Annotated in this window: 2 protein-coding genes; both read left to right on the top strand. The window is 37.9% G+C overall.

The features are described 5' to 3' along the window. On the top strand, positions 1–618 hold a 618-nt coding region (locus QRD39_RS10085; protein ID WP_285956395.1), incomplete at its 5' end, for a Rib/alpha-like domain-containing protein. A 488-nt stretch (positions 619–1,106) separates the two neighbouring features. Continuing rightward, positions 1,107–2,867 (top strand): accessory Sec-dependent serine-rich glycoprotein adhesin (locus QRD39_RS10080; protein ID WP_285956394.1); only part of this gene is annotated, 1,761 nt, incomplete at its 3' end.

Here is a 2,867-nt window from a genome sequence, read left to right as displayed (position 1 = left end):
ACATATGCTTACAAGACACCAGTAGACACAACAACAGAAGGTGAGAAAGACGCTACAGTCGTTGTGACATACCCAGATGGTTCAACGGATGAAGTGCCAGTTAAGGTTACTGTTAAAGATCCACGTAGCGATGCGGATAAGAATGATCCAACAGCTAAGGCACAAACAGTGACCCCAGGTTCAACACCAAATGCGCAAGATTCAATTGGTAATGTAGGTTCTCTTCCAAATGGAACAACATATGCTTACAAGACACCAGTAGACACAACAACAGAAGGCGATAAAGACGCTATCGTAGTTGTGACATACCCAGATGGTTCAACGGATGAAGTGCCAGTTAAGGTTACTGTTAAAGATCCACGTACCGATGCGGATAAGAACACGCCAGCAACAACTACTCAAGCACCTAAGGCAACCCCAGCTCCTATGATGCATAAACAAACCCCAGCATCATCTTCAGTGGTTGCTAATCCAGAAATGTCATCAGTTTCAACTGCTACTAAGAAACAAGCATTGCCTGAAACAGGTGAAAATACATCATTAGTAGCTACCCTCTTTGGTGGTTTGATGACAATTGCTGGACTTGGTTTGGCAGGAAAACGTAAAAAAGAAGACTAAAATAGTAAAAAGCTCAAAACCCTCGATATAGTTAGTTAGACTATTTCAGTTTTCGAAAAAGAGACTCATCCCGAAAGGAGTGGGTCTCTTTTGTGTTCTATGAGGGTAAGTAGGTATCATATTGAAATATTAGGAATTTTCCGAAGTCACTAGATTTTATAAAGGTGCAAAAAATTCCTTCTAATAGGATATATATCTTAATTAGATAATGATATAGTTTGAATTGTTGCCTTTAGTTTTAAATAGCATTATAAAATATTAAAAATTCAAAAAACAATAAAAACCTAACATTTTTTTGAATTTGTTAGACTCCTTGTTGTTGTCTAAAAATATTAGAAATAGCTATTTAAAAGCTTTTTGAGGAAAGAGGAAAATTAAGGAATAATTTAATTTATGTTAGTTAAATATAATTGAATATTAGAAATTCTGTGTTATAATAATTAGTAGATTTCATACTTATGATGGGGTTAAGATAGAATGGAGTAGTCATGTTTTTTAGGCGAAATGAAGGTCAGTATCGTGAAACCGATCGTGTGACCCGTTTTAAATTAATCAAATCAGGTAAGCATTGGTTGCGTGCAGCAACAGCTAATTTTGGTCTCTTTAAAGTTTTTAAAGGGTCAGTTGATGTTCCATCAATGCATTCACAAAATATTGAGGAGCGCACACCAATAATTTCTGGTGAAGCTTTTTTAAAGGGACTTATAACGACTGGAACTATACTTGGTGGTGCAGTAGCAACTTACACAGCTCAAGCCGAAGAAACAAGTGCTCCAGCTTTGGAAAGCCAAGCAACTACAAATCATGATGTTTTGGCAAATTCTGAATCAGTAGCATTGAGCGCTGCGCCTGTATCAGAAGCAGTAGCTTCAGAAGCTCCAGCAGTAGCATCGACAAGCCAAGAGTCTACAAGCTCTTCAGTTGACGCTCAAGCAAGTACAGATGCTTCAGTATCATTGTCACAATCTGTATCAACAGAATTGTCACAAGCTATCTCTGAATCTGTATCACTTAGCAAGCACAACTCAACTTCTGATAGCCAATCACACACAGAAAGCACAACTGCTTCAAACTCTGCTTCACATTCTGAATCTGCAAGTTCAACAGTAGCGACTGCATCAGAAACAGCGACTCAAGAAGATGAAAAAACAATCTTGGATCAAAACGTTTCAGAAGCAGAATTGCTCGTTAATATTGCTAAAGACTACCAAGCAAAATTGACAGACACAGCTGCTAAAACAGAAATTCAAACAGCTATCACAACAGTTCAAGAAGAAGTTGCTAAATCAACAACATTGCTTGCTGCATCAGCAACAAACGCTGCCTATGCAGAACAACGTGAACGTCTTGGTAATGCCGTTGAGGGTTTGATGACCAAGATTACAAATTCAGGTTTTACTGGTAATTCTACCGTAAACGGTAGTCCAGCTATCACAACGAATCTTAATCTTGTGAAGGGTCAAACAAAGGTTTATACAGGATCTGGAACAGATTCATATTATGATATTCCCATTTATTATAAACTTAAAGTTACAAACAATGGGAAGAGTATGAGCTTTATTTACACAGTTACCTATGATAATCCAGGCACTACTACTCTGGAGCTACCAACAGAATTAGGAATTAATCATGCTATCTATAATACCGGGACCGGAAATCAGACTATGTTTACCCTTGGTAGTGGTTTTGGTTATCCGTCGGATGTAGCAAACTATATCACAGACTCATCTGGTAATAATGTTACATACTACACTACTTCTACAGTGACAAGGCAAGGAAACGGGTATTCTTGGGGAAATGGTGCCCAAATGAATGGTTTCCAGGCTAAGAGAGGATATGGACTGACATCTTCTTGGACTGTTCCTATTATTGGAAGTGATACATCTTTTACATTTACACCATTTGCAGGAAAAACAGATAACAATGATGATAATTTCTTAAGTGGAAATAAGGTGGTAGAACAAGATACTACCAGCCAATCTCTTAGCCTTTCAAAACAATCATCACTTAGTAAGTCAACAGTTCTTTCAAACTCGATTTCTCGGAGTCAGTCTCTTTCTGCAGAGGCATCTAAATCAGAAGCAATTATAAGTAAATCAATAGAAACTAGTGAATCTTTATCTGCTTCGAAATCGACTTATGGAAGTCTTTCAACTTCAGCAAGCACTTCGGCTCGAACAAGTTTGTCTCAAAGTCAGTCAGCAAGTCAGCGAGCCTCACATTCAGCAAGCGTAAGTGCTTCGATGAGT

Source organism: Streptococcus raffinosi (genome assembly GCF_030284685.1).
Taxonomy (GTDB): Bacteria; Bacillota; Bacilli; order Lactobacillales; family Streptococcaceae; genus Streptococcus; species Streptococcus raffinosi.
This window is presented reverse-complemented; position numbering and strand designations above follow the sequence as displayed.